The 23,790-nt window shown below is 74.2% G+C and carries 1 protein-coding gene; it reads right to left on the bottom strand.

Annotated features, from left to right (window positions below):
- Window positions 1–23,559 carry a type I polyketide synthase gene (locus GA0070618_RS24410; RefSeq protein WP_231931438.1) on the bottom strand — a complete coding sequence of 7,853 codons (23,559 nt, stop codon included), beginning with the start codon at window positions 23,557–23,559 and terminating at the stop codon, window positions 1–3.
- Window positions 23,560–23,790 lie beyond the last annotated feature (231 nt).

Below are 23,790 nucleotides of genomic sequence, written 5' to 3'. Positions count from 1 at the left end.
TCAGGACTCGGAGCCGTCGAGCGCCAGCCTGATCAGGGTGTCGGCGTCCATCTCGTCGATGTCGACGCCCTCGTCGGTGGAGGCGTGGTCGGTGTCGTCGCCGTCGGCGAGGGTGAGCAGCAGGTCCAGCAGCCCGGCCTCGCGGATCCGGGCCAGCGGGATGGTGGCCAGGGCCTGCCGCACCGCCGTCTCCGCCGGGTCGGCCGTCTCCTCCCGCTGCGTCTCGGGAACCAGCTCGGTGAGCAGGTGCCCGGCGACGGTGGCCGGGTCGGGGTAGTCGAAGACCAGCGTGGTGGGCAGGGACAGGCCGGTGACCCGGGCGAGCCGGTTGCGCAGTTCGACGGCGGTCAGCGAGTCGAAGCCGAGTTCCTTGAACGCCCGCCTCGGCTTGACCAGCTCGGGACCGGTGTGGCCGAGCACGGCCGCCGCCTCGGCGCGGACCAGGTCGGTCAGGTGCCGGTCCCGTTCGTCGCCGGGCAGGGCGAGCAGCCGCTCGCGCAGCGACCGGCCGCCGTCGGCCGAGGCGGTGTCCTCGGCCGGGGTGGCCTGCCGGGCCTCCGGCAGGTCGGCCAGGAGCGGACGCGGGCCGGCCGACCCGTACGCCGGGGCGAACGTCGCCCAGTCCACGTCGACCACGGTGAGGCCGGTGCGGCCACGACCGACGGCCACCCGCAGGGCATGCACCGCGTCGTCCGGGGCCATCGCCCGCAGCCCGCGCCGGGCCAACTCCCGCTGGGCGTCGTCGGTGGCCATGCCGCCGTCGGCCCACGGCCCCCACGCCACCGAGGTGGCGGCGAGGCCCCGGGCACGTCGCCGCTCGGCCAGCGCGTCGAGGTACGCGTTGCCGGCCGCGTAGCCGGCCTGCCCGCCGCTGCCCCACACCCCGGCGATCGAGGCGAAGAGGACGAACGCGTCGAGCGGCCGGTCGCCGAGCAGCTCGTCGAGGTGCACCGCCCCGGCGATCTTGCCGGCCATCACCCCGGCCAACCGGTCCAGGTCGGTGTCGACCAGCGGGACCACGTCGTTGAGCCCGGCTGCGTGCACCACCGCGGTCAGCGGTTCCGGGTCGTCGTCGATCCGGGCGAGCAGCGCGGCCACCGCGTCCCGGTCGGCCACGTCGCAGGCGGCCACGGTGACCCGGGCCCCGAGAGCGGTCAGCTCGTCGCGCAGGTCGGCCGCGCCGGGGGCGGCGTCGCCGCGCCGGCTGGTGAGCACCAGGTGCGCCGCGCCGTTGCCGGCCGCCCAGCGGGCCACGTGCGCGCCGAGCGCGCCGGTGCCGCCGGTGACCAGCACGGTGCCGGCGGGCTGCCAGCGTTCGGCCGCCGCCGGGTCGGCGGGGGTGGCCCGGGTCAGCCGGCGCGCGTACACGCCGGTGGGCCGGACCGCGAGCTGGTCCTCGTCCCCGGCGGCGGTGAGCGCCGCCGCCAGCCGGACCGGTTCGACGTCCCGCTCCGGCAGGTCCAGCAGACCCACCCGCAGCTGCGGCAGTTCCAGGCCGGCGACCCGGCCCAGGCCCCACAGGGCACCCTGGGCGGCGCTGCGCGCCGGGTCGTCGTCGCCGGTGCCGACCGCGCCCCGGGTGACGCACCAGAGCGGCACGGCCGCACCGGCGTCGTGCAGGGCCTGCACGAGCAGCAGGGTGGCCGCGACGCCGGCCGGCACGGCCGGCTGCTTCGGGTGTGCGCCGTCGGCCAGGCCGAGCAGGGAGACCACGCCGGTGACCGGCCCGTCGGCCAGCGCGCTGGTCAACCGGCGGGTCAGGCCGCCCCGGGTGGCGGTGGCCGGGTCGACGACGAGTCGCCGGACGTCGCCACCGGCGGCGGTCAGCGCGGCGGTGACCTGCTCCCCCGCCGGGTCGCCGTCGGGGCCGACGAGCAGCCAGCCGCCGGTCGCCGCCGGCTGGTCGACCAGGTCGATCCGCCGCCATCCCACCTGGTACGACCAGCCGTTCACCGCCGCGTCCCGGGTCCGGGCCCGACGCCAGGAGGTGAGCGCGGGCAGGGCCGGGGCGAGGGCGTCCACCGCGTCCGCGCCGAGCTGGCCGGCGAGGACGCTCAGGTCGCCGCCCTCGACGGCGGCCCAGAACTCGGCGTCGCCCGCGTCCACCACCGGTGCCTGGCCCTGCGGCCGGCTCGCCGGCTCGGGCCAGAACCGCTGGCGCTGGAACGCGTACGTCGGCAGGTCCACCCGGCGCGCGCCGGTGAACCAGGGCTCCCACCGGACAGGCAGGCCGTGCACGTGCAGCTCGCCCAGCGCGGCGACCAGCCCGGTCACCTCGGTACGGTCCCGCCGCTGGACGGCCACGGCGAGCACGTCCTCGTCGCCGGGGAGCACGTCGGCGGTCATCGCGGTCAGCACGCTCTGCGGGCCGATTTCCAGGAACGTGTCCACGCCCGCCTTGCGGAGCACGGTGACCCCGTCGGCGAAGCGGACGGTCTCCCGCACGTGCCGGACCCAGTAGTCCGGGTCGCGGAACTCGTCGGCGTCGGCGAGCGCGCCGGTCAGGTTCGACACCACCGGCAGCAGCGGCGCGGCGAAGGTCAGCCCCTCGACGACCGTGCGGAACCCGTCGAGCATCGGCTCCATCAGCGGGCTGTGGAACGCGTGGCTCACCGTCAACCGACGGGTCCGCGCACCCCGCTCCCGCCAGATGCGCTCCACCTCGTCGAGGGCGTCGACCGCACCCGACACGACGACCGCCGACGGGCCGTTCACGGCGGCGACACCCACCCGGTCCGTCCGGCCGACGAGCGTCTCGGTGACCGCCTCCTCGGACGCGGCCACCGCGAGCATCCCGCCCCCGGCGGGAAGGTCCTGCATCAGCCGGCCCCGCGCCGCGACCAGCGCACACGCGTCGGCGAGAGACAGCACTCCGGCGACGTGGGCGGCGGTGATCTCACCGACCGAGTGACCGCCGACGAAGTCGGGCACGATCCCGAAGGACTCGACCAGCCGGAACAGTGCCACCTCGACCGCGAACAGCCCGGCCTGCGTGAACACCGTCTGGTCCAGCAGCGCCGCCTCCGGCGTGCCGGGCTCGGCGAACAGGACGGTCCGCAACGGCTGCGGCAGGAGCGGATCGAGGTGGCCGCACACCTCGTCCAACGCGGTGGCGAACACCGGGAACGCCCCGTACAGCTCGCGGCCCATCCCGGCGCGCTGCGCACCCTGGCCGGAGAAGAGCAGGGCCACCTGGCCACGCTGGGCAGCGGTGCCGGTCACCACCGTGCCCGACGGGTCACCCGCTGCGAGCGCGCGCAGCCCGGCGACCAGCCCGTCGCGGTCGGCCGCCGCGACCAGCGCACGGTGCGCCAACGCCGGCCGGGTGGTCACCGACGACCAGCCCACGTCCACCGGACGGGACGCCTCGTCGCCCGCCAGCCAGTCGGCCCACCGGCCCGCCTGCCCGGCCAGAGCCGTCTCCGACCGCGCCGACAGCAGCACCGGCGTCATCGCTGGCGGCACCGGCTCCACGGCCTCGACCACGTCGGTCACCGGCGGCTGCTCGATGATCACGTGCGCGTTCGTACCGGAGATGCCGAACGAGGAGACCGCCGCCCGGCGGGGCCGGTCCACCGCCGGCCACGGCGTCGGTTCGGTGGCGAGCGCGACGGCTCCGGTGGCCCAGTCGACGTGCGGGGACGGCTCGTCCACGTGCAACGTCGGCGGGACCAGGCCGTGCCGCATGGCGAGGACCATCTTGATGATGCCGGCGACACCGGCAGCGGCCTGCGTGTGACCGATGTTCGACTTGATCGACCCGAGGAGCAGCGGCCGGTCGGACGGCCGGTCCTGCCCGTACGTGGCGAGCAGCGCCTGCGCCTCGATCGGGTCGCCGAGGGTGGTGCCGGTGCCGTGCGCCTCGACGGCGTCCACGTCGGCCGTGGTCAACCGGGCGTTCGCGAGGGCCTGCCGGATCACCCGCTGCTGCGCGGGGCCGTTCGGCGCGGTCAGGCCGTTCGACGCGCCGTCCTGGTTGACGGCACTGCCCCGCAGCACCGCCAGGACCCGGTGGCCGCGCCGCCGGGCGTCGGAGAGGCGTTCCACGAGGAGCATGCCGACGCCCTCGCCCCAGCCGGTGCCGTCCGCGCAGCCGGCGAACGCCTTGCACCGGCCGTCCGGGGCGAGACCCCGCTGCCGGGAGAAGCCGACGAAGGCACTCGGGGTGGCCATCACCGTCACCCCACCGGCCAGTGCGAGATCGCACTCACCGGAACGCAGCGCCTGGGCGGCCAGGTGCAGGGCGACCAGCGACGACGAACACGCCGTGTCGACGGTGACCGCCGGCCCCTCCAGGCCGAACACGTACGCGACCCGGCCGGAGGCGACGCTGCCGGCGGTGCCGTTGACGAGGTAACCTTCCAGTTCCTCCGAGGCCTCCAGCCGGCCCGCGTAGTCGTGGTGGATGAGTCCGGCGAACACGCCGGTGGTGACCCTGGTGTCGCGCGGGTCGAGGCCGGCGGACTCGAACGCCTCCCACGAGGTCTCCAGGAGCAGCCGCTGCTGCGGGTCCATCGCCAGGGCCTCGCGCGGGGAGATGCCGAAGAACTCCGGGTCGAACTCGGCCGCGTCGTACAGGAACCCGCCCTGCCGGGTGGTGGACGTGCCCGCCCGGTCCGCGTCCGGGTCGTAGAGGGCGTCCAGGTCCCAGCCCCGGTCGGTCGGGAAACCGTCGATCGCGTCGCGGCCCGAGACGACCAGGTTCCACAGTTGTTCCGGGTTCGAGACGCCACCCGGGAACCGGCAAGCCATGCCGACGATCGCGATCGGGTCGTCGTCACCGGGCGCGGTGACGGTCCGGACGGCGGCGGGAGTCGCTGCCACGGAGTGGCCCATCTGCTCGTGCAGGTGCTCGGCGAGCCGCTCCGGCGTCGGGTAGTCGAAGACCAGGGTGGCGGTCAACCGCAGCCCGGTCGCCGAGGCGAGCCGGTTACGCAACTCCACCGAGGTCAACGAGTCGAAACCCAACTCCTTGAACGCCCGACCACCCGGCACCGCCTGCGCCGACGCGTGCCCCAACACCGCCGCCGCCTGCGCACACACCAGATCCACCAGCAGCCGACGCGCCTCGTCCTGCGACAGCCCCGTCAACCGCTCCGACCACGTGCCCGTGCCGGCCTCGACGGAGCGCGTCTGCCGGCGTGCCCCGCTGCGGGCCAGCCGACGCAGGATCGGCGGGACCTGCGCGGGCTCTCCGGTGATCCGCAGCCGCGCGGCCACCACCGTGGACGATGTCCCGGTGATCGCGGCGTCGAACAGGGTGGTTCCTTCGGTGGCGGTGAGGCCGCTCATGCCGAGCCGGCCCAGCCGCTGCCGGTCGTCCGCGCTGAGGCGGGCGGCCATGCCACCCGTGGCCCACATGCCCCAGCCGATGCTGGTGGCGGGCAGACCGTCCGCCCGTCGGTGCTGGGCGAGGGCGTCGAGGAACGCGTTCGCCGCCGCGTAGTTGCCCTGACCGGGCGAACCGAGCGTCGCCGCGATCGACGAGAACACCACGAACGCCGACAGATCCAGCCCCGCAGTCGCCTCGTGCAACACCCACGCCGCGTTCACCTTCGGCCGCAGGACGGTCGACACGGCATCCGCGTCCAGGGAGGTGATCGTCGCGTCGGCGATGACGCCCGCGCAGTGCACCACGGCAGTCAACGGATGCGCCGCGTCCACCCCCGCGACCAGGGCCGCGACCTGCTCCGGGTCGGCCACGTCCGCCGCGACGGTGGTGACGGACGCACCCGAGGCGGTCAGCTCCGCGACCAGCGCCGCGTAGTCGCTGCCCTCGGCCGGCACCGTCCGGGAGGCCAACAGCAGACGCCTCGACTGCCCCGAGGCAACCAGGTGCCGGGCCACCACACCGGCCAGGGAACCGGAGGCTCCGGTGACCAGGGTGGTGCCGTCCGGGTCCATGGAAGCAGGGACGGTGAGGACCACCTTGCCGACGTGCCGGGCCTGACTGATGTGCCGCAACGCCTGCCGCGCCTGCCGCACATCCCACACCCGAACCGGCAACGGCTCCAACGCACCCTGCTCGAAGAGAGCGAGGAGCTCGGACAGCATCTGCCCGATCCGCTCCCCACCCGCCTCGTTCAGGTCGAACGCCCGGTAGGACACCCCCGGGTGCCGCTCGGCGACCACCTCCGGGTCCCGGACGTCGGTCTTGCCCATCTCCACGAACCGGCCACCACGCGGCAACAACCGCAACGACGCGTCCACGAACTCACCCGCCAGGGCGTCGAGGACCACGTCCATACCCGCGCCACCCGACGCGGCCAGGAACGCCTGCTCGAACTCCGTCGTCCGCGACGACGCGATCCGCTCCGGCGCGACACCCAACTCCCGCAGCGTCCCCCACTTACCGGGGCTCGCCGTGGCATAGACCGTCGCACCGAAATGATGCGCGAGCTGGATCGCCGCCATCCCGACACCACCGGCACCCGAGTGGATCAGCACCGACTCACCGGCCTGCAGATCGGCGAGGGCACGCAGCCCGTAATAGGCCGTCAGGAACACCACCGGCACCGAGGCGGCCTCCACGAACGACCAGCCCGCCGGAACCTTCGCGATCCGCTCCCGCTGCGCCACCACCTCGGGGCCGAAACCAGGCTCGAAGAGACCGAACACCCGGTCACCAGGGGCGAGCCCCTCGACGCCGGGGCCGACCTCCAGCACCACACCCGCACCTTCGCTGCCCATCACCGCAGCCGGGTCCGGGTACATGCCGAGCGCCATGAGGACGTCGCGGAAGTTCACGCCGGTGGCGCGCACCGCGATGCGGACCTCACCGGGCGCCAGGTCGACCGGCGTGGTCGGGACGATCTCGACGCCGTCCAGGGTGCCGGGACGTACCGCGGCCACGTGCCACGGGCCGTCGGCCGGCGGGGTCAGTTCCGCGCCGGCCGGCCGGACGATCCGGGGCGCGAACACCCGGTCGCCCCGGATCGCGAGCTGCCCGCCGCTGACGGACTGGTCCGCCGCCACGGCCGCCAGCACGCCCAGGGCCCGCGCGTCGACGGTCCCGTCGATGTCGGCGAGCACGATCCGGTCCGGGTGTTCCGCCTGCGCCGACCGCAGCAGACCCCACACCGCCGCACCCGCCAGGTCGGCCACCCGCTCGTCGTCCTGCGCGGCCACCGCGCCCCGGGTCACCACCACCAACCGGGAGTCAGCCAGCGCGTCCGCCGTCAGCCACGCCTGCACCGTCGCCAGGACCGCATCGGTCAGGGCCTGCACCGCCTGCGGCACCGGGGCGTCGACGACACCACGCACCGGCAGCAGCACCACCTCGGGCGCGGTGTCTCCCGTCGCCACGGCGGACGCCAGCTCCGCCACGTCGGCGAAGACGGGGCCGGTGGGAAGGTCGGCCACGGCATCCGGGGTGCCCAGCCGGGCCCAGGCCGTCGGGGCGGTGGCCGGCGTGACGTCCTCGGGCTGCCAGGTCACCTCGAACAGCGACCGGGGGGCGGCAACCGGGGCGGCGACCGCGCCGGTCAGTTCCCGCAGGACGAGGGAGTCCACCGACACCACCGGCGCACCCGACTCGTCCACCGCCACCAGACGCACACCCGAACCAGCCCGCGTCAACCACACCCGCAACACACGCGCACCCGACGCATGCACCTGCACACCCTCGAACGCAAACGGCACCCGAGGACCCGAACCCGAACCCGAACCCGCATCCAACAACCCGATCGGATGCAACGCCGCATCCAACAACGCCGGATGCACCCCGAACCCCGACACATCCGCCGAACCCTGCGGCAACACCACCTCGGCGAACACCTCGCCGCCACCCGACCACACCCGACGCAACCCCTGGAACACCGGCCCGTACGACAGACCGTGTCCCACCAGCGCCTCGTACCAGCCGGTCAGATCCGTCTCCGGGCCCGACGGGGGCCACGCGTCGATCGCCGGCTCGTCATCCGTGGCGGGTTCCAGCACGCCCTCGGCGTGCCGGACCCACTCGGCGTCGGCGTCGTCGTCGGGTTGCGAGTAGACGGCGACGTCCCGTCCACCGGCCTCGACCGCGCCGACGCGCACCTGCACCCGGACCCCACCGGAGGCCGGCAGGGACATCGGCGCGGCGACCGTGAGCTCGCGTACCCGGGAGGCGCCGACCTCGTCGCCGGCCCGCACGACCAATTCCACCAGCGCGGTACCCGGCACCAGCACCGAACCCGACACCACGTGGTCGGCGAGCCACGGGTGGGTGGCGATCGACAGGCGGCCGGTCAGCACCACCCCGTCGTCACCGGCGAGTCGGACGGCGGCGCCCAGCAGCGGGTGCTCCGCCGCCGCGAGCCCCGCACCCGACACGTCGCCCGTACGCCAGGCCACCGCCTCCGGCCAGAACCGCTCCCGCTGGAACGCGTACGTCGGCAGGTCCACCCGGGACGCGCCGGAGCCGCCGGTCAGCGGGCTCCAGTCGACGGCGACACCACCGACGTACGCCTCAGCCAGGGCCGTGAGCAGCGCGGACGCCTCGGTGCGGCCCTTGCGCAGGGTCGGTACGACCACCGGGCCGGTGCCGTCGGTCGTGCCCTCGGCGAGGCAGTCCTGCGTCATGCCGGCGAGGACACCGTCCGGCCCGACCTCCAGGTAGGTGCCGACGTTGCGCTGCCGCAGGTAGCCGATGCCGTCGGCGAAGCGGACCGCCTCGCGGACGTGCCGTACCCAGTAGTCGGCGGTGCGGATCTCGTCGGCGTCGGCGAGCGCGCCGGTCAGGTTCGACACGACCGGCAGCCGCGGCTCGGCGAGGGTCAGCCCTTCGACCACGGCCCGGAACCCGTCAAGCATCGGTTCCATCAGCGGGCTGTGGAAGGCGTGGCTCACCCGCAGCCGACGCGTCCGCGTCCCGCGTTCCCGCCAGATCCGCTCGACCTCGTCGAGCGCCTCGACCGCACCGGAGACGACCACCGCGCGCGGACCGTTCACCGCCGCGACACCGACCCGGTCGGTCAGCCCGACGAGCGTCTCCGCGACCTCCGCCTCCGGCGCGGCCACCGCCAGCATGCCCCCGCCGGCCGGGAGGGCCTGCATCAGCCGGCCCCGGGCCGCGACCAGCGCACACGCGTCCGCCAGGGACAGCACCCCGGCCACGTGGGCGGCGGTGATCTCGCCGACCGAGTGACCGCCGACGAAGTCGGGGACGATCCCGAACGACTCGACCAGCCGGAACAGCGCCACCTCGACCGCGAACAGCCCGGCCTGCGTGAACACGGTCTGGTCCAGCAGCTCCGCCTCCGGCGACCCTTCGGTCGCGAACAGGACGGGCTTCAGCGGCTGCGGCAGCAGCGGGTCCAGGTGGCCGCAGACCTCGTCCAGCGTGGCGGCGAACACCGGGAACGCCCCGTACAGCTCCCGGCCCATGCCGGCGCGCTGCGCGCCCTGACCGGAGAAGAGGACGGCGAGCCGGCCGGTGCGGGCCGTGCCGCGCACGACGATGGAGGACGGCTGGTCGTCGACGATCGTGTCGAGGCCGGCGAGGAGACTCTGCCGGTCCCGGGGCAGCAGCACCGCCCGGTGCTCGAACGCCGAGCGTCCGGTGGCCAGCGCGTGCCCGAGGTCGGGCAGTCCGGTCTCCGGGTTCGCCGCCAGCCAGGCACGGAGCCGCTGGGCCTGCCCGGCGAGGGCGGGGCCGGTGCGGGCGGAGAGCACGCACGGGGTGGTCAGGTCGCCGAGCACGGCGGGGACCGACGCGACCGGTGCGGGCGTCGCCTCCGGGGCCTGTTCGAGGATGGTGTGGACGTTGGTGCCGGAGATGCCGAACGAGGAGACGGCGGCCCGGCGGGGCCGGTCCACCTGCGGCCAGGGGCGGGCCTCGGCGAGCAGCTCGACCGCGCCGGCCGTCCAGTCGACGTGCGGGGACGGCTCGGCCACGTGCAGGGTCGCCGGCACCTGCCCGTGGCGCATCGCCATGACCATCTTGATCACGCCGGCGACACCGGCCGCCGCCTGGGCGTGGCCGATGTTCGACTTGATCGATCCCAACAGCAACGGCTCGGTACGGTCCTGCCCGTACGTGGCGAGCAGCGCCTGCGCCTCGATCGGGTCACCGAGGGCGGTGCCGGTGCCGTGCGCCTCGACCACGTCCACGTCGGCGGGGGCGAGCCGGGCGTTGGCCAGCGCCTGCCGGATCACCCGCTGCTGCGCGGGGCCGTTCGGGGCGGTGAGCCCGCTGCTGGCACCGTCCTGGTTGACGGCGCTGCCCCGGACGACGGCGAGGATGCGCCGCCCGTTGCGCTGGGCGTCGGAGAGCCGTTCGAGCAGCAGCATGCCGACGCCCTCGGCGAAACCGGTGCCGTCGGCGCCCGCGCCGAACGCCTTGCACCGTCCGTCGGGCGACAGGCCGCGCTGGCGGGAGAACTCGGCGAGCATGCCGGGGGTCGACATGACGCTGACGCCACCGGCGAGGGCGAGCCCGCACTCGTTCTGCCGCAGCGCCTGGGCGGCCAGGTGCAGGGCGACCAGCGACGACGAGCAGGCGGTGTCGACGGTGACCGCCGGCCCCTCCAGCCCGAACAGGTACGAGATCCGGCCGGAGGCGACGCTGCCGGCGCTGCCGTTGCCGACGTACCCGTCGAGTTCGTCGGACGTGCCGAGCGCCTTGCCGGCGTAGTCGTGGTAGATCAGGCCGACGTAGACGCCGGTGCTGCTGCCCCGGGCGGTGAGCGGGTCGACGCCGGCCCGTTCGAAGGCCTCCCACGAGGTCTCCAGCAGCAACCGCTGCTGCGGGTCCATGGCCAGGGCCTCACGCGGATTGATGCCGAAGAAGGCGGCGTCGAAGTCGGCGGCGTCGTAGAGGAAGCCGCCGTTGCGCGGGACGTCGGTGTCGTCCCCGGCGCCGGACCGCAGCGCGGCGACGTCCCAGCCACGGTCGGTGGGGAACGGCGCGATGACGTCCGCGCCTGCCGTCACCAGGTCCCAGAGCTGCTCGGGGGTCTGCACGGCACCGGGGAATCGGCAGGCCATGCCGACGATGGCGATCGGCTCGTCGACGTCGGTCGTCGAGACGGTGGCCGGGGTCGGTGCCGGGGCGACCCGACCACCGATCTCCCGGTCGAGGAAGTCGGCGAGCACGACGGGGGTCGGGTAGTCGAAGGCCACGGTCGCCGGCAGGCGCAGCCCGGTGGCCGAGGCGAGCCGGTTACGCAGCTCGACCGAGGTCAGCGAGTCGAAGCCGATCTCCTTGAACGGCCGCAGCGGGTCGACGCTCGCCGCCGAACGGTGGCCGAGCACCGCCGCGACGCTGCCGGCGACCAGGTCGAGGAGCTGGCCGCGCCGTTCGACCGGGCTGAGCGCGGCGAGCCGTTCGGCCGCCGACAGTTCGGCGGCGCCACGGGCCGCCGAGCGCCGCCGGGTGCGGGGCTGGCGCACGAGGTCCCGCAGCAGCGCGGGCACCCGGTCCGCGTCCGGCCCGTCCGCCACCGCCGGCACCTTCATGAGGACGACATGTGCGCCGCCGTGCCGCTGCGCGGCGTCGAAGAGCGCGAGTCCCTCGGCGTCGGTCAGCGGGGCACTGCCGGCGCGGATGGCGCGCCGGTGCTCGCTGGCGTCGAGGTGGGCGGTCATGCTGCTGGTGGTGGCCCAGAGCCCCCACGCCAGGCTGGCCGCCGGCAGGCCCTGCGCCCGCCGGTGCTGGGCGAGGGCGTCGAGGAACGCGTTCGCCGCCGCGTAGTTGCCCTGACCGGGCGAACCGAGCGTCGCCGCGATCGACGAGAACACCACGAACGCCGACAGATCCAGCCCCGCAAGCGCCTCGTGCAACACCCACGCCGCGTTCACCTTCGGCCGCAGCACCGTCGACACGGCATCCGCGTCGAGGGAGGTGATCGTCGCGTCGGCGATGACGCCCGCGCAGTGCACCACAGCGGTCAACGGATGCGCCGCCTCCACCCCCGCCACCAAAGCCGCGACCTGCTCCGGATCGGCCACGTCCACCGACACCGTCGTCACGGTCGCCCCGGCACCGGTCAGCTCCGCGACCAGCGCCGCGTAGTCGCTGCCCTCGGCCGGCAGACTACGCGAGGCCAACAGCAGACGACTCGACTGCCCCGAGGCAACCAGGTGCCGGGCGACGACACCCGCGAGGGTGCCGGACGCACCCGTGACCAGGGTGGTCCCGTCCGGGTCCATGGAAGCAGGGACGGTGAGGACCACCTTGCCGACGTGCCGGGCCTGACTGATGTGCCGCAACGCCTGCCGCGCCTGCCGCACATCCCACACCCGAATCGGCAACGGCTTCAGCGCACCCTGCTCGAAGAGAGCGAGGAGTTCGGACAGCATCTGCCCGATCCGTTCACCGCCGGCTTGGTTGAGTTCGAAAGCCTGGTAGGTGACGCCCGGGTGCTGCTCGGCGACGAGCTGCGGGTCCCGGACGTCGGTCTTGCCCATCTCCACGAACCGACCACCACGCGGCAACAACCGCAACGACGCGTCCACGAACTCACCCGCCAGGGCATCGAGGACCACGTCCACACCCGCACCACCCGACGCGGCCAGGAACGCCTGCTCGAACTCCGTCGTCCGCGACGACGCGATCCGCTCCGGCGCGACACCCAACTCCCGCAGCGTCCCCCACTTACCGGGGCTCGCCGTCGCGTAGACCGTCGCACCGAAATGACGCGCCAGCTGGATCGCCGCCATGCCCACACCACCCGCACCCGAGTGGATCAACACCGACTCACCGGACCGCAGACCCGCCAGGTCACGCAACGCGTAGTAGGCGGTCAGGAACACCACCGGAACCGAAGCGGCCTCCACGAACGACCAGCCCGCCGGAACCTTCGCGATCCGCTCCCGCTGCGCCACCACCTCGGGGCCGAAACCAGGCTCGAACAACCCGAACACCCGGTCACCCGGCACGAGACCCTCGACGTCGGGGCCGACCTCCAACACCACACCCGCACCCTCACTGCCCATCACCGCAGTGGAGTCCGGGTACATGCCCAGTGCGATCAACACGTCACGGAAGTTCACGCCGGTGGCGCGCACCGCGACACGGACCTGCCCGGCCGCCAGGGGCAGGGCGGTGCCGGCGACCAGGTCGACGCCGTCGATCGTCCCCGGCTCGACTGCGGCGAGGTGCCAGAGATCGGTGGACGGGACGAGACGGTCGGCCCCGGGGCGGGTGACCCGGGGTACGAACACCGTGCCGTCCCGGAAGGCGAGCTGCCCACCGGTCGGGGCCGGGTCGCCGGCCACCGCCGCGAGCACCGCCACCGTGTCGACGTCGGGTCCACGGTCGAGGTCGGCCAGGACGATCCGACCCGGGTGCTCCGACTGCGCCGAGCGCAGCAGACCCCACACGGCTGCCCCGGCCAGGTCACCGGCCCGGTCGCCCGGTCGGATCGTCAGGGCGTCGCGGGTGAGCACCACCAGTCGGGTATCGGCGAGCGCGTCGGCGGCGAGCCACGCCTGGACGGTCGCCAAGACGTCCGCCGCCAGCGCCCGCACCGCCTCCGGCACGGAATCCCCGGAGGTCGCAGCGGGCACCGGCAGTAGCAGCACCTCCGGTGACGGCTCCCCCGCCTCGACGGCGGCGTGCAGCGCCGCCACGTCCGCGTACGCCGGCATCCCGGGCAGGTCCCCGGGGAGCGGGGCGTCGGCCGTCAGGACCGCCCAGCCGGAGACGTCCCCGGCCGGCGTGATCTCCTCCGCCTGCCAGGAAACCTCGAACAGGGAACGGTCGACGGCAGCCGGGGTCGGGACGGCGCCCATCTCCCGCAGCACGAGGGAGTCCACCGACACCACCGGCGCGCCCGACTCGTCCACCGCCACCAGACGCACACCCGAACCGGCCCGCGTCAGCCGCACGCGCAGGACACGGGCCCCGGAGGCGTGCACCTGCACACCCTCGAACGCGAACGGCACCCGGGGGCCGGCCGTCCCGTCCCCGGACAGCAGCAGACCGATCGGGTGCAACGCCGCGTCGAGCAGCGCCGGGTGCACCCCGAAGCCGGACACGTCCGTCACGTCGTCGGCCAGGGCGACCTCGGCGTGCACCTCGCCGTCACCAGACCACACCCGGCGCAGGCCCTGGAACACCGGCCCGTACGACAGGCCGTGTCCGACGAGCACGTCGTACCAGCCGGTCAGGTCGGTCTCCGGGCCGGCCGGCGGCCACGTGTCGAGGCCGGGTTCCTCGTCGAGGGCCGGTTCGAGCACACCGTCGGCGTGCCGGACCCACTCGGCGTCGGCGTCCTCGTCGAGCTGCGCGTAGACCGCCACGTCCCGGACACCGACGTCGTCGGCGTCACCGACCCGCACCTGCACCCGAACCCCACCAGCGGCAGGCAGCGTCAACGGCGCGGCGACCGTGAGCTCACGCACCCGCGACGCACCCACCTCGTCACCGGCCCGCACCACCAGCTCCACCAACGCGGTGCCCGGCACCACCACCGACCCCGACACCACATGATCGGCCAACCAGGCGTGCGACGACACCGACAGACGGCCCGTCAACACCACCCCGCCGTCCCCGGCCAGGCGCACCGCCGCGCCGAGCAGCGGGTGGCCGGGGGCGGCAAGGCCGGCCCCCGACACGTCACCGGACCGCCAGGTCGCCGTCTCGGGCCAGAACCGCTCCCGCTGGAACGCGTACGTCGGCAGATCCACCCGGGTCACGCCGGAGCCGGCGAAGAGGGCGGTCCAGTCGACCGGCACGCCGGCCGTGTACAGGCCGCCGAGCGCGGTGAGGATCTCGCGGGGACCGTTCTCGTCGCGACGCAGGGAGCCGACCACCACGCCGGGCTGCCCGGCGGTGGGAGGCTGGTCCGGGTCGGCGGCGGCCCGGTCGAGCGCGTCCTGCACCACCACCTTGAGCACGGGGTGCGGGCTGACCTCGACGAACGTCCGGTATCCGGCGGCGATCAGCGCGTCGACGACGGGAGCGAGGCGGACCGGTTCACGCAGGTTCCGGTACCAGTAGTCGGCGTCCAGTTCGGTGGTGTCGACCAGCTCACCCGTGACGGTCGAGTGGAAGGCCACCTCGGTCGGGTGGGACACGATCGTGCCGAGCGCGCCGGCCAGGTCCTCGCGGACCGCCTCGACGTGACCGCAGTGGGAGGCGTAGTCGACGGCGATCTGCCGGGCCCGGATGCCGCGCTCCGCGCAGGTCGCCAGCAGCTCGGTGACGGACGGGGCGTCGCCGGAGACGACGGTGACGCTGGCCCCGTTCAGCGCGGCGACGGAGAGCGTGTCCGCCCAGGGCGCGATGAGCTGCGCGGTGTCGGCGGCGGAGAGCGGCACGGAGACCATGCCGCCGAGCCCGGAGATGGCGAGCAGGCCCCGGCTGCGGGCCACGACCAGGCGCATCGCGTCGGGCAGGGTGAGCGCGCCGGCCGCGCAGGCGGCGGCGATCTCGCCCTGCGAGTGGCCGATGACCGCGTCCGGGCGGACCCCACAGGCCTTCCACACCTCGGCGAGGGAGACCATGACGGAGAAGAGCAGCGGCTGGACGACGTCGACACGGTCCATCGCCGGGGCGTCCGGGGCACCGCGTAGGACGTCCTCGATCGACCAGTCGGTCAGTCGGGACAGCTCCGCCGCGCACTCTTCCATCCGGCTGCGGAAGACCGGCGAGGAGTCGAGAAGGTCGAGGGCCATGCCCGCCCACTGGGAGCCCTGGCCGGGGAAGACGAAGACGACCTTGGGCGTACTGTCGCCGACGCTGGCGCGGTGGTCGGCCTCGGCCAGGGTGGCGAGCCCGGCCAACGCGTCGTCGCGGTCGGCGGCGACCACCACCTGCCGGTACGGGTGGTGGGCACGGCCGGTGGCGAGTGAGTAACCGAGATCGGCCAGGTCGAGGTCCGGCCGCTCGGCGAGGTGATCGCGGAGCCGCGCCGCCTGGTCGCGCAGCGCGCGGGCGCTGCGGGCCGACACGGGCAGCGGTACGGCGTCGGCGGCGACCAGCCCGGGCAGCGTCGTCCTGCGGCGCTCGGTACGGGCCGGGGTGGCGGCCGGGGCCTGTTCGATGATGGCGTGGGCGTTGGTGCCGGAGATGCCGAACGAGGAGACGGCGGCCCGACGCGGACGGCCGGTCTCCGGCCACGGCGTCGGTTCGGTCGCCAGCATCACCGCTCCGGCGGTCCAGTCGACGTGCGGGGACGGCTCGTCCACGTGCAACGTCGCCGGCACCACACCATGCCGCATCGCCAGGACCATCTTGATCACACCCGCCACACCGGCCGCGGCCTGCGTGTGACCGATGTTCGACTTGATCGACCCGAGCAGCAGCGGCTCGACACGATCCTGCCCGTACGTCGCCAGCAGCGCCTGCGCCTCGATCGGATCACCCAGGGTCGTGCCGGTGCCGTGCGCCTCGACAGCGTCCACGTCGGCGGTGGACAACCGGGCGTTCGCCAGGGCCTGCCGGATCACCCGCTGCTGCGACGGACCATTCGGCGCAGTCAGACCATTCGACGCACCGTCCTGGTTGACCGCCGTACCCCGCAGGACAGCCAGGACCCGATGTCCCCGCCGCTGTGCGTCGGAAAGCCGCTCCACGAGCAGCATGCCGACGCCCTCACCCCAGCCGGTGCCGTCCGCTCCCCCGGCGAACGCCTTGCACCGACCGTCCGGAGCCAGGCCGCCCTGGCGGGAGAACTCGGAGAACATGCCCGGGGCGGCCATCAGTGCCACGCCCCCGGCGAGGGCCATCTCGCACTCACCGGAGCGGAGCGCCTGGGCGGCCAGGTGCAGGGCGACCAGCGACGACGAACACGCCGTGTCGACGGTGACCGCCGGCCCCTCCAGACCGAACGTGTACGCGACCCGGCCGGACGCGACGCTGCCGGCGGTGCCGGTCAACAGGTGACCTTCGAGTCCTTCGAGGCCGTCGCTGCCGCCAGCGGCGTAGCCGGAGGAGGCGGCACCGATGAAGACACCGGTGACGGTGCCGTGGCCGCTGGTGGGGTCGATGCCCGCGTACTCGAAGGCCTCCCACGAGGTCTCCAGCAGCAGCCGCTGCTGCGGGTCCATCGCCAGGGCCTCGCGCGGGGAGATGCCGAAGAACTCCGGGTCGAACTCGGCCGCGTCGTACAGGAACCCGCCCTGCCGGGTGGTGGACGTGCCCGCCCGGTCCGCGTCCGGGTCGTAGAGGGCGTCCAGGTCCCAGCCCCGATCGGTCGGGAAACCGTCGATCGCGTCCCCGCCCGAGGCGACCAGAGCCCACAACTGCTCGGGAGTCGCCACCCCGCCCGGGTACCGGCAGGCCATGCCGATGATGGCGATCGGCTCGTCGGAGGTCGCCGGGCCGGCGGTCGGGACCACGACCCGGTCGCCGCTCGTGGTCTCCGCCAGCCGGTCGTGCAGGTGCTCGGCGAGCCGGGCCGGGGTCGGGTAGTCGAAGACCAGGGTGGCGGTCAACCGCAGCCCGGTCGCCGAGGCGAGCCGGTTACGCAACTCCACCGAGGTCAACGAGTCGAAGCCCAACTCCTTGAACGCCCGACCACCCGGCACCGCCTGCGCCGACGCGTGCCCCAACACCGCCGCCGCCTGCGCACACACCAGATCCACCAGCAGCCGACGCGCCTCGTCCTGCGACAGCCCCGTCAACCGCTCCGACCAGGCGGAGCCACCCGCGCCGGTCGCACCGCCGGCCTGACGGCGTCCGCCGGAACGGGCGAGGAGTCGCAGGATCGGCGGAACCTGCCCGGCGTCCCCGGTGATCCGGAGGCGGGCCGCCGCGATCGCCGGGAGCGCTCGGGTCGTCGCGGCGTCGAAGAGGGCGGCACCCTCGGTGGCGGTGAGACCCGTCATGCCGAGCCGGCTCAGCCGCTGCTCGTCGTCCCGGTCGAGGTGGGCGGTCATGCTGCTGGTGGTCGCCCACATGCCCCAGCCGATGCTGGTGGCGGGCAGACCGTCCGCCCGTCGCTGTTGGGCGAGGGCGTCGAGGAACGCGTTCGCCGCCGCGTAGTTGCCCTGACCGGGCGAACCGAGCGTCGCCGCGATCGACGAGAACACCACGAACGCCGACAGATCCAGCCCCGCAGTCGCCTCGTGCAACACCCACGCCGCGTTCACCTTCGGCCGCATCACCGTCGACACGGCATCCGCGTCCAGGGAGGTGATCGTCGCGTCGGCGATGACGCCCGCGCAGTGCACCACAGCGGTCAACGGATGCGCCGCCTCCACCCCGGCCACCAAAGCCGCGACCTGCTCCGGATCGGCCACGTCCACCGCGACGGTGGTGACCGACGCACCCGAGGCGGTCAGCTCCGCGACCAGCCCCGCGTAGTCGCTACCCTCGGCCGGCAGACTGCGCGAGGCCAACAGCAGACGACTCGACTGCCCCGAGGCAACCAGGTGCCGGGCCACCACACCCGCGAGGGTGCCGGACGCACCCGTGACCAGGGTGGTGCCGTCCGGGTCCATGGAAGCAGGGACGGTGAGGACCACCTTGCCGACGTGCCGGGCCTGACTGATGTGCCGCAACGCCTGCCGCGCCTGCCGCACATCCCACACCCGAACCGGCAACGGCTCCAACGCACCCTGCTCGAAGAGAGCGAGGAGCTCGGACAGCATCTGCCCGATCCGCTCCCCACCCGCCTCGTTCAGGTCGAACGCCCGGTAGGACACCCCCGGGTGCCGCTCGGCGACCACCTCCGGGTCCCGGACGTCGGTCTTGCCCATCTCCACGAACCGGCCACCACGCGGCAACAACCGCAACGACGCGTCCACGAACTCACCCGCGAGCGCGTCCAACACCACGTCGACACCGGCCCCGCCGGACACCGAGGCGAACGCCGCCTCGAACTCCGTCGTCCGCGACGACGCGATCCGCTCCGGCGCGACACCCAACTCCCGCAGCGTCCCCCACTTACCGGGGCTCGCCGTCGCGTAGACCGTCGCACCGAAATGACGCGCCAGCTGGATCGCCGCCATACCGACACCACCCGCACCCGAGTGGATCAGCACCGACTCACCAGCCCGCAGACCCGCCAGATCGCGCAACGCGTAGTAGGCGGTCAGGAACACCAGCGGGACGGAGGCGGCCTGGGTGTACGACCAGCCGGCGGGGATCGTCGCCACCCGCTCCCGCTGCGCCACCACCTCGGGGCCGAAACCAGGCTCGAACATGCCCATGACCCGGTCACCGGGCACGAGGCCGTCGACGTCGGGGCCGACCTCCAACACCACGCCCGCGCCCTCGCTGCCCATCCGGGCGGCCGGATCCGGATACATGCCGAGCGCGATCAACACGTCACGGAAGTTCACGCCCGTGGCCCGTACGGCGATCCGCACCTGCCCCGGCCCGAGCGCGAGAGGCGGGGCGGGTACCAGGTCGATGCCGTCCAACGTGCCGGGCGTGACCGGCGCGAGGTGCCAGCGGCCGGATGCCGGTGGCACCAGACCGTCGCCGTCGAGTCGGGTCAGCCGGGGTACGAACACCGTGCCGTCCCGGAACGCGAGCTGCCCACCGGTCGGGGCCGGGTCGCCGGCCACCGCCGCGAGCACCGCCACCGTGTCGACGTCGGGTCCACGGTCGAGATCGGCCAGGACGATCCGACCCGGGTGCTCCGACTGCGCCGACCGCAGCAGACCCCACACCGCCGTGCCGGCCGGATCGGTCACCCGTTCCTCGTCGCCGACGGTCATCGCGCCCCGGGTGAGCACCACCAGCCGGGAGTCGGCGAGCGCGTCGGCGGCGAGCCATGCCTGCACGGTCGCCAGGACGTCCACCGTCAGCGCCCGCACCGCCTCCGGGACCGGGAGCCCGGCGACGCCCCGCACCGGCAGCAGCACCATCTCCGGCGACGGCTCCCCCGCCTCGACGGCGGCGCGCAGCGCCGCCACGTCCGCGTACGCCGGCATCGCGGGCAGGTCGACGCCGAGCGCGGCGGCGTCGACGGCCAGCAGCGCGGAGCTGGCCGGTTTCCCGGCCGGCGCGACGTCCTCGACGTGCCAGGACACCTCGAACAGGGACCGGTCGGCGGCGCTGGGAGTGGAGACGGCGGCCATCTCCCGCAGGACGAGGGAGTCCACCGACACCACCGGCGCACCCGACTCGTCCACCGCCACCAGACGCACACCCGAACCAGCCCGCGTCAACCACACCCGCAACACACGCGCACCCGACGCATGCACCTGCACACCCTCGAACGCAAACGGCACCCGAGGACCCGAACCCGAACCCGCATCCAACAACCCGATCGGATGCAACGCCGCATCCAACAACGCCGGATGCACCCCGAACCCCGACACATCCGCCGAACCCTGCGGCAACACCACCTCGGCGAACACCTCGCCGCCACCCGACCACACCCGACGCAACCCCTGGAACACCGGCCCGTACGACAGACCGTGCTCCGCGAACGCCGGGTACCAGCCGGCGAGGTCCACCTCGGATGCCGCCGTCGGCGGCCAGGCCGTCAGGGTCGGCTCGTCGGCCGACGCCGGTTCGAGCACGCCCTCGGCGTGCCGGACCCACTCGGCGTCGGCGTCCTCGTCGAGCTGCGCGTAGACCGCCACGTCCCGGGCACCGACGTCGTCGGCGTCACCGACCCGCACCTGCACCCGAACACCACCAGCGGCAGGCAGGGCCAGCGGCGCGGCGACCGTGAGCTCGCGCACCCGCGACGCACCCACCTCGTCACCGGCCCGCACCACCAGCTCCACCAACGCGGTGCCCGGCACCACCACCGCACCCGACACCACATGATCGGCCAACCACGGATGGGACGACACCGACAGACGGCCCGTCAGCACCACCCCGCCGTCCCCGGCCAGGCGCACCGCCGCGCCCAGCAACGGGTGTCCCGCCACACCGAGGCCCGCGCCCGACACGTCGCCGACCTGCCAGGTCGCCGTCTCGGGCCAGAACCGCTCCCGCTGGAACGCGTACGTCGGCAGATCCACCCGGGTGGCGCCGGTGTCGGTGAACCACGTCGTCCAGGTCACCGGCACGCCGTGGACGTGCAGGTCGGCGAGGGCAGTCAAGAGGCCGGTGACCTCGGGCCGGTCCCGCCGTTGGGCGGCGACGGCGAGGATGTCGTCGTCGCCGGGCAGGGCGTCGGCGGTCATCGCGGTCAGGACGCTCTGCGGGCCGATCTCCAGGAACGTGTCCACCCCGGCGGCGCGCAGCGCGGACACGCCGTCGGCGTACCGCACCGCGTCGGCCACGTGCCGTACCCAGTAGTCGGGGGTGCGCAGGTCGTCACCGTCGGCGAGCGCGCCGGTCACGTTCGACACCACCGGCAGCGCCGGCGCGGAGAAGGTGAGTCGGGTCAGCAGGGTCCGGAACTTCGCCAGCATCGGTTCCATCAGCGGACTGTGGAACGCGTGGCTGACCGTCAGACGGCGGGTCCGCACCCCCCGCTCCCGCCAGGCGTGCTCCACCTCGTCCAGCGCCTCGACCGCACCGGAGACGACGACCGCCTCCGGACCGTTGACGGCAGCGATCCCGAGCCGGTCGGTCAGCCCCTCGATCGAGGCGGCCACGTCGGTCTCCGACGCGGCGACCGCGAGCATGCCACCGCCGGCCGGCAGGGCCTGCATCAGCCGGCCCCGTGCGGCGACGAGCGCGCAGGCGTGCTCCAGGGAGAGCACCCCGGCCACGTGTGCCGCCACGATCTCGCCGACGGAGTGCCCGCCCACGAAGTCCGGCGTCACACCGAACGACTCGACGAGGCGGAACAGCGCCACCTCGACCGCGAACAACCCGGCCTGCGTGAACGCCGTCTGGTCCAGCAGATCCGCCTCCGCCGAGCCCTCGGCGGCGAACAGCACGGTCTTCAGCGGCTGCGGCAGGGCCCGGTCGAGGTGTCCGCACACCGCGTCGAAGGCGGCGGCGAAGACCGGGAAGGTCTCGTACAGTTCCCGGCCCATGCCGGCGCGCTGGGCGCCCTGACCGGAGAAGAGCACCGCGAGCGGACCCCGCTCGGCCGCGTGACCGGTGGTCACCGCGCCCGACGGCTCCTCCGCCGCCAGCGCGCGCAGCCCGGCCAGCAGGTCGTCCCGACCGGCGGCGGAGAGCACCGCCCGGCTGTCCAGGGTGGCCCGCGAGGTGACCGAGGTGAATCCGACGTCCAGGGGGCGCAGGTCCGCGTCGGCGTCCAGCCAGGCCGCCCAGCGACCGGCCAGCGCGGTGAGGGCGGTGGGGTTCGCGGCGGAGAGCAGGACCGGAACCGCCGGCAGCGTCCGTGCGTCGGGCACGTCGTCGGTCGTGGGTTCGGGCGTGCGGGCCTGTTCCAGGACGAGGTGGGCGTTGGTGCCGCTCATGCCGAACGACGAGACGGCGGCCCGGCGGGGCCGGTCCGCCTCGGGCCAGGGGCGGTTCTCGGCGAGCAGCGCCACCGCGCCGGCCGTCCAGTCGACGTGCGGGGTGGGCTGGTCGACGTGCAGGGTGCGGGGCAGGACCCCGTGCCGCATCGCCATGACCATCTTGATCACGCCGGCCACACCCGCCGCCGCCTGCGTGTGCCCGAGGTTGGACTTCAGGGAGCCGAGCCAGAGCGGACGGTCCGCCGGGCGTTCCCGGCCGTACGTGGCGAGCAGCGCCTGGGCCTCGATCGGGTCGCCCAGCCGGGTGCCGGTGCCGTGCGCCTCGACGACGTCGACGTCGGCGGGGGTGAGCCGGGCGCTGTCGAGGGCCTGCCGGATGACGCGTTGCTGCGCGGGACCGTTCGGGGCGGTGAGGCCGCTGCTGGCCCCGTCCTGGTTGACGGCGCTGCCCCGGATGACGGCGAGGACGGGGTGACCGTTGCGCCGGGCGTCGGAGAGCCGCTCGACGAGCACCATGCCGACGCCCTCGGCCCAGCCGGTGCCGTCCGCGTCGGCGGAGAACGCCTTGCAGCGCCCGTCGGAGGCGAGGCCGCGCTGACGGGAGAACTCGACGAAGCCACCGGGGGTGGCCATCACGCTGACGCCGCCGGCGACGGCGAGGGTGCACTCACCGTCCCGGAGTGCCTGGCTGGCCAGGTGCAAGGCGACCAGGGAGGACGAGCAGGCGGTGTCGATGGTGACGGCCGGGCCCTCCAGGCCGAAGGTGTAGGCGAGCCGGCCGGAGATGACGCTCGCGGCGGTGCCGGTCAGCACGTACCCCTCGACGCCCTCCGGGAGGCGGCGCAGGACGGAGGCATAGTCCTGCCCGGCGGTGCCGACGAACACGCCGGTACGGCTGCCGCGCAGCGTGCCCGCGTCGATGCCGGAACGTTCGAAGACCTCCCAGGTGGTCTCCAGCAGCAGCCGCTGCTGGGGGTCCATGGCGAGCGCCTCGCGGGGCGAGATGCCGAACAGGGTGGGATCGAAGTGGCCGGCGTCGCGCAGGAAGCCGCCCCGGTCGCTGTACGAGGTGCCGGGGTGGTCCGGGTCCGGGTGGTACAGCTCGGCCAGGTTCCAGCCCCGGTCGGTGGGGAACGTCCCGGTCGCGTCCGTGCCGGCGGCGACGAGGTCCCACAGCTCCTCGGGCGAGCTGACGCCGCCGGGGAACCGGCAGGCCATGCCGACGACGGCGATCGGCTCGGGTTCGGCGTCCTCCAGTTCCCGCAGGCGCCGGTGCGCCTGGCGGAGTTCCGTGGTCACCCACTTCAGGTGTTCGAGGAGCTTCTCTTCGTCCGCCATGATCCACCCGCCCGGAACTTGCTACCGATCGATTTCCGCCGAACACCGAGGAAGCCATCGACCCGACCCGGCGTCTTCGACCGGGAGCGACCGATGGCGACACGGACGTGCACTCACCGCTTCAACGTCTGTTCCTCACCGCTGACCACCCCGCACGCCACCGCACGCTCCGACCCTGGGATTGCCGGCATCCGACCGCTACCGTGAGTGGACGGTACTGAGCGGTGAACT

The sequence above is a fragment of the Micromonospora echinospora genome, from assembly GCF_900091495.1.
Classification (GTDB): Bacteria; Actinomycetota; Actinomycetes; order Mycobacteriales; family Micromonosporaceae; genus Micromonospora; species Micromonospora echinospora.
The sequence above is the reverse complement of the archived record's forward strand: the minus strand, read 5'-3'. Positions and strand labels throughout refer to the sequence as shown.

Bases quoted from the DNA above. Each gene is read 5' to 3' on its own strand.
- GA0070618_RS24410 (WP_231931438.1), bottom strand. From the start codon at position 23,559: ATGGCGGACGAAGAGAAGCTCCTCGAACACCTGAAGTGGGTGACCACG.